The organism is Mesorhizobium sp. M7A.F.Ca.CA.004.04.2.1 (genome assembly GCF_004022825.1).
GTDB lineage: Bacteria > Pseudomonadota > Alphaproteobacteria > Rhizobiales > Rhizobiaceae > Mesorhizobium.
The window spans coordinates 1-5,649 of record NZ_RZPH01000326.1 but is presented as its reverse complement, the minus strand read 5'-3'; the positions used below and the strand labels follow the sequence as shown (position 1 = coordinate 5,649).

Here is a 5,649-nt window from a genome sequence, read left to right as displayed (position 1 = left end):
GCCGGCTTCAAGAGCGTCATCTGCAACCGGCCCGATGACGAACAGCCGGGCCAGCCTTCTGCCGACACCGTCAAGGCGGCGGTGGAAGCCGCAGGGCTCGCCTTCCGCTACATTCCGGTGATCAGCGGCCAGATCACCGCCGAGAATGTCGAGGATCAGGCCGAAGCGCTCGACGAACTCGACGGCCCGGTCTTCGCCTATTGCCGCTCCGGCGCGCGCTGCACCAATCTCTATGGGCTGATCCAGCAGTCGAAGGGCTGAACGGCCAGGGCTTAAATCGGCAGCGCGCCGGTCTCCTTCAACGTCTCCAGCACGATCGCCGTCTTCACGTGCTGCACGGATTCGTGTGGCAGGAGCACGCCGTTGACGAATTCCGACAGCGACTTCAGGTCGGGCGTCACCACTTTCAAAATGTAGTCCATCTCACCGGTCAGCGCGTGCGCTTCCTGCACTTCGGGCAGCCGCGCCACCAGCTCGCCGAAGCGCCTTGCATTGTCGCGGTTGTGCGTGGCGAGCGTCACCGAAATGACATTGACCAGGGAAAAACCGAGCTTGTCGCGGTCGAGAACGGCGCGATAGCCCTTGATAAAGCCGTCCTCCTCCAGCCGCTGGCGGCGGCGCGAGCATTGCGACGCCGACAGGTTCACCCGCTCCGAAAGATCGTTGTTGGTCAGCCGCGCATCACCCTGCAACAGCGCCATTATCTTGCGGTCAAACTGGTCAATGCGCGCCTCATCCATGGTTTTTCCTCACATCATGCACGCTTCACGCATGACATCATCATTTCAAGCGTTTGAATGCAAGCACCGTGCGCCTCCTCCGCGTTATGATCGTGTCAAATGGCCTTTTCAGGCCAGGCCAGCTTTCGGAGGAATATCATGGGTCCCTTCCCGCACGACGCCCCGCCCGCCAGGATCGGCAAGGACAACCCGGCCGGCACCGACGGCTTCGAGTTTGTCGAATTCGCGCATCCGGAACCGGAAAAACTGGCTCAACTGTTCACCCGTATGGGCTATGTCGCGGTGGCCAAGCACCGCACGAAAGACGTCACCATCTGGCGGCAGGGCGACATCAACTATGTCGTCAATGCCGAGCCCGGCTCGCATGCGATGAAGTTCGTCGACAAGCACGGCCCCTGTGCTGCCTCGATGGCCTGGCGGGTGGTGGATGCCAAACACGCTTTCGATCATGCGGTTGCCAAGGGCGCCATGCCTTACGAAGGCGCCGACAAAGCGCTCGACGTGCCAGCAATCATCGGCATTGGCGGCTCGCTGCTCTACTTCATCGAGACCTATGGCAAGAAGGGTTCGGCCTATGATGCCGAGTTCGAATGGCTGGGCGCTCGCGACCCACGGCCGGAAGGCGTCGGCTTCTACTATCTCGATCACCTGACCCACAATGTCTATCGCGGCCAGATGGACAAGTGGTGGGATTTCTATCGCAATCTGTTCGGCTTCAAGCAGATCCATTTCTTCGACATCGACGGCAAGATCACCGGCCTGGTGAGCCGCGCCATCACCTCGCCCTGCGGCAAGATTCGCATTCCGCTCAACGAGTCCAAGGACGAGACCAGCCAGATCGCCGAATATCTGAAGAAGTACAATGGCGAGGGCATCCAGCACATCGCTGTCGGCACCGACGAGATCTATACCGCCACCGACAGGCTGGCCGAGAACGGGCTGAAGTTCATGCCCGGCCCGCCGGAGACCTACTACGACATGTCGTATGACCGCGTGAACGGCCATGACGAACCGATCGAGCGGATGAAGAAGCACGGCATCCTGATCGACGGCGAAGGCGTCGTCGACGGCGGCATGACCAAGATCCTGCTGCAGATCTTTTCGAAGACCGTGATCGGCCCGATCTTTTTCGAGTTCATCCAGCGCAAGGGCGACGAAGGTTTTGGCGAGGGCAACTTCCGCGCGCTGTTCGAATCGATCGAGCAGGATCAGATCAAGCGCGGCGTGATCAAGGTGGACGGCAAAGCGGCGTAAGGTTACTCTCGCTGCGGCCCGGCTTTGGCTTAAGGTTGGGCCTAGCGAGGTCGAGCCGTGCACGTCTCTATTACGGAAGCCAGAGCCAAACTGTCGGAACTCGTCAGGCGTGCAAATGCCGGCGAGGAGATCGTAATCACCCGGCGCGGCAGGGTCGTAGCGCGTCTCTTGCCGCCCCCCGGCAAGGAAAGACCTATCGGCGCCACCGCTGCTCTGAAAGGGCCGAGCGGCTTGACGATTAATTAGAGCCCCAACCGCTCGACCTCTCTCTCCCTCAGCTTCGCATCATAATAGAGCAGAAACTCATCCAGTTGCGGCGGCTTGACCGACGTCCCCGAAAGCATGGCGTGCACCTGGCCGCGGTGATGGATGTCGTGCAGGAAGACATGGGCGAGGATATCGCCGATGCGCTCGGGGATCATGCCGTCCTCGCGCCGGTCGGTGATAACCTGCCGATCGAGGTCGTCGGCCGACAGTCTATCGCAAAAGGCGATCAGCCGCCGGTCGGCTGCGACCTGCGCCGCAAACAACGCCCCCGGCTCGTCGAGGGGCACGAAGTCGTCATGGGCGGCAGCACCGAGACCACCCTCTTCGAGAAAATCGAGATAGAGAAGATCGACCGCAAGGATGTGGTTGAGCGTCGCCTTGATCGATGGAAAGAAGCTGGTGCGTTCGGCCTCGAACTCACCTGGCTGGAGCGACAGCACCGCGCGGTAGAGCCGGTCGTTCGACCACAGATTGTTGCCGGCCATACGGCGCAGATGGTCGAGCAGGTTCACGAGATCATCCCCCTGCCCGCATCAGATGCAAGCCTGCCCCCATGATCGCGAATCCGGCAAGAACGATCAGCAGAAGCCGGTTCATGCGCCGCCGCATGGCTTGCGTTTCCTCGTCGCGCGCGACGTTCATGTTGGTGATGGTGTGGAACATCATCGCCTTGCGCGGAAAGCCGCTGCGGTTGGTCAGGCCGGGCGATCGCGCCTCAATGCGGTAGCTCAGCCGGATCGCCTGGATGAAGACCGCCAGTATGGCGAGTGCCCAGACACCGGCCAGAAGATAGTCCCCCGTCATGCCCTTACCTTTCGTATTTCTCGACCTTCTGCTCAATGGCGCCGAAGATCGAATGCCCGGTTTTGTCCTTCATCTCGATGCGCACCGTGTCGCCGAAGCGCAGGAACGGCGTTTTGGGTTCGCCTGACACAATGGTCTCGATCATGCGCAGTTCGGCGATGCAGGAATAGCCGGCGCCACCGGCCGAAACAGGCTTGCCCGGCCCGCCGTCGAGCTTGTTGGAGACAGTCCCCGAGCCGATGATCGTGCCGGCCGCCAATGGCCGTGTCCTTGCTGCGTGAACGATCAGCGCCGGAAAATCGAAGGTCATGTCGATACCGGCATTGGCCCGGCCGAACGGCTTGCCGTTGAGATCGGCGAGCAGCGGCAGGCTGACCTTGCCGCCGTCCCAGGCATCACCCAGTTCGTCCGGCGTCACCGCGACAGGCGAAAACGCCGAGGACGGTTTTGACTGGAAAAAACCGAAACCTTTGGCCAGTTCCGGTCCGGTGAGCGCGCGCAGCGTGACGTCATTGACCAGCATGACCAGCCGGATCGCCGCGCGCGCCTCATCGACACTGGCGCCCATCGGCACGTCGTCGACAATGACGGCGACTTCGCCTTCCATGTCGATGCCGAAGGCTTCGTCAGCCATGCGGATCGGATCGCGTGGCGGAATGAAAGTGTCCGAGCCGCCCTGGTAGATCAGCGGGTCGGTCCAGAAGCTCGCAGGCATCTCGGCGCCACGCGCTTTGCGCACCAGTTCGACATGATTCACATAAGCCGAGCCGTCGGCCCATTGATAGGCGCGCGGCAGCGGCGAGTGGGCGTCATGCTCGTGGAAGCGCTCCGCCGGCATCGCGTTGTTCTCAAGCGATTCCGCTATTGTCGCGAGATGCGGGGCGATGCGGCGCCAGTCGTCGAGCGCCGCCTGCAGCGTGCGCACCAGGAACGAGGCGTCTGTGAAGCGTGTCAGGTCGCGCGAGACAACGACGAGTTTTCCGTCGCGCGTCCCGTCCTTCAATGTGGCAAGCTTCATGCGGTTTCCTCTCCTGCTGCAGCTTTGGCGCTGCTTAAGCCCACAACAAGACCGTCGCGGGCGATCGTCAAGTCGCCAGCCCATGTTTTCCTGACAGCGGCAGTCCAATCGGCCTCGCCGATCCCGGGATCGTCGGCCGGAATGAGATGATTGAGCACCAGTCTCTTGACGCCGGCATCGCTGGCGATGCTGCCGGCCTCTTCGGCAAAGCTGTGGCTGGCGAGCAGGTGGTCTTTCAGCCGCGCGCCATTGCCGGTCCTGGCCACCAGCCGCTCGATGCCTTCTTCCAGCATCGCCTCGTGGACGAGGATATCGGCGCCTTGGGCAAAATCCGCGAGCGGCGGAAAGAAGGCCGTGTCAGCGGAAAACACCACGCTTTTCCCGCTGTGTTCGAAGCGCAGGGCAAAACAGTCGGTCACCGGCGGATGCTCGACGCGCAGCGCCGAAACCGTCAAGCCGCCCTGTTCGACCACTTGGCCTTCGCCGAATTCGACGATCGAAACCAGGTCGCGAATATCCGGTCGGCCTTCATCGACGATGCGGATCTCGATATCGAACTCCATCGCCTGGCAAAAGCGCTGCCAGTAATGATCCGTGCCGGGCGGGCCGAACACGTGGACCGGGGTCGCCAGACCCGCCGTCCAGGCGGTGTGGATCAGCGGGCCCAGTTCCAGGACATGGTCGGAGTGCAGATGCGTGATGAAGATCAGATCGAGCGATTTCAGGCCGATGCCGGCATCGACCAGGCCACGCGTGACGCCAAGCCCGCAGTCGACGACGATGCTGCGGCCGCCGATCTGCAGCAGCGAAGAGCTTGGCCACGGACCGCCTGGCCGCAGCGCAGGGCCGCCCTTCGAGCCCAAAATCACCAACCGATCCGGCATTGGCTCGGTGCTCAAGACCAGTCGCCCTCGGGCGTGCCATTGAAACGCTTCTTCAGATCCGCCCAGCAGTCGATATAATTGTCCTGCCGGGTTTCGAGTTCGGCGCCGTAGCGGGTCAGCATTTGCGGAAATCGGGTCTCGAACATGAACGCCATGGTGTTGTCGAGCTTGACCGGTTTCAGGTCCGCGCGCGAGGCCTTTTCGAAGCCAGGCGCATCCGGTCCATGGGCCAGCATCAGATTGTGCAGACTGATGCCGCCGGGCACAAAGCCCTCTTCCTTGGCATCGTACTGGCCATGGATCAGGCCCATGAACTCGCTCATGATGTTGCGGTGGTACCAGGGTGGCCGGAACGTGTCTTCGGCCACCAGCCAGCGTGGCGGGAAGATGACGAAGTCGATATTGGCCGTGCCCTCCTCGCCGCTGGGTGCCGTCAGCACAGTGAAGATGGACGGGTCGGGATGGTCGAACAGCAGCGCGCCGACAGGCGAAAAGGTAGCCAGATCATATTTGTAGGGGGCGTAATTGCCGTGCCAGGCAACGACGTCCAGCGGCGAATGGCCGATCTCGGTGACATGGAAATTGCCGCACCATTTCACCGTCAGCCGGCACGGCGTTTCCTTCTCCTCGAACCAGGCGCAAGGCGTCTTGAAATCGCGCGGATTGGCCAGGCAGTTGGCGC

The 5,649-nt window shown here is 62.0% G+C and carries 9 protein-coding genes; 3 read left to right on the top strand and 6 right to left on the bottom strand.

Translation table 11 applies throughout. The features are described 5' to 3' along the window. The coding region (locus EN893_RS16100; RefSeq protein ID WP_128361641.1) for a TIGR01244 family sulfur transferase at positions 1-261 on the top strand (261 nt) is incomplete at its 5' end. 11 nt (positions 262-272) lie between these two features. Here EN893_RS16100 and EN893_RS16095 read toward each other — a convergent pair. Then, complete coding sequence (locus tag EN893_RS16095) at positions 273-740, bottom strand: Lrp/AsnC family transcriptional regulator (protein ID WP_127270128.1); 468 nt, start codon at positions 738-740, stop codon at positions 273-275. A gap of 138 nt (positions 741-878) precedes the next feature. Here EN893_RS16095 and hppD point away from each other — a divergent pair, with 138 nt between their 5' ends. Both hppD and EN893_RS16085 read left to right on the top strand, forming a co-directional pair. Further along, a complete protein-coding gene (gene hppD, locus EN893_RS16090; protein ID WP_127270130.1) occupies positions 879-1,994 on the top strand; it encodes a 4-hydroxyphenylpyruvate dioxygenase in 1,116 nt (371 codons plus the stop codon). 57 nt (positions 1,995-2,051) lie between these two features. Then, positions 2,052-2,240 carry a type II toxin-antitoxin system prevent-host-death family antitoxin gene (locus EN893_RS16085; RefSeq protein ID WP_127270132.1) on the top strand — a complete coding sequence of 63 codons (189 nt, stop codon included), beginning with the start codon at positions 2,052-2,054 and terminating at the stop codon, positions 2,238-2,240. On the opposite strand, the gene EN893_RS16080 is transcribed toward EN893_RS16085, so the two are convergent. From EN893_RS16080 to EN893_RS16060, 5 genes are all read right to left on the bottom strand, one after another. Further along, on the bottom strand, positions 2,237-2,773 hold the full coding sequence (locus EN893_RS16080; protein ID WP_127270134.1) for a DinB family protein: 537 nt from the start codon (positions 2,771-2,773) through the stop codon (positions 2,237-2,239). The genes EN893_RS16085 and EN893_RS16080 overlap by 4 nt on opposite strands. Positions 2,774-2,777: 4 nt before the next feature. Next, complete coding sequence (locus tag EN893_RS16075) at positions 2,778-3,065, bottom strand: hypothetical protein (RefSeq protein ID WP_127270135.1); 288 nt, start codon at positions 3,063-3,065, stop codon at positions 2,778-2,780. 4 nt (positions 3,066-3,069) lie between these two features. Next, entirely contained in the window at positions 3,070-4,083 is a 1,014-nt protein-coding gene (locus tag EN893_RS16070; RefSeq protein ID WP_127272475.1) for a fumarylacetoacetate hydrolase family protein, read from the bottom strand. Further along, positions 4,080-4,967, bottom strand: a complete 888-nt coding sequence (locus tag EN893_RS16065; RefSeq protein ID WP_164749630.1) for an MBL fold metallo-hydrolase — start codon at positions 4,965-4,967, stop codon at positions 4,080-4,082. The genes EN893_RS16070 and EN893_RS16065 overlap by 4 nt, the downstream gene beginning before the upstream one ends. 11 nt (positions 4,968-4,978) lie before the next feature. Continuing rightward, the coding region (locus tag EN893_RS16060) for a homogentisate 1,2-dioxygenase domain-containing protein (RefSeq protein WP_128361640.1) at positions 4,979-5,649 on the bottom strand (671 nt) is incomplete at its 5' end.